Raw genomic sequence first — 258 nt, forward strand, 5'->3', positions numbered from 1 at the left:
AAGTCGTAACAAGGTATCCGTACCGGAAGGTGCGGATGGATCACCTCCTTTCTACGGAGCTTTGGCAACTCAACGCCTACTCGCTGTTCAGTTTTGAAGGAGCATACCCAAATAGGCTTTGGGGCCCCCGAAAAGTACTCGGAATACGCTTCGAAGCATCACGTCACTTTTTGGGGTGAATTTGGGCCTATAGCTCAGTTGGTCAGAGCGCACGCCTGATAAGCGTGAGGTCGGCTGTTCGAGTCAGCCTAGGCCCAC

General features: G+C 53.1%; 1 tRNA gene and 1 rRNA gene. Both read left to right on the forward strand.

From position 1 onward, the window contains the following. Positions 1-51 (forward strand): 16S ribosomal RNA (locus FOI68_RS23125); the annotation flags it as partial. Between the two features lie 132 nt (positions 52-183). Beyond that, positions 184-257 (forward strand) — tRNA-Ile (locus tag FOI68_RS23130). Position 258 lies beyond the last annotated feature (1 nt).

The organism is Brevibacillus sp. LEMMJ03 (assembly GCF_007197875.1).
GTDB classification, from domain to species: domain Bacteria; phylum Bacillota; class Bacilli; order Brevibacillales; family Brevibacillaceae; genus Brevibacillus; species Brevibacillus thermoruber.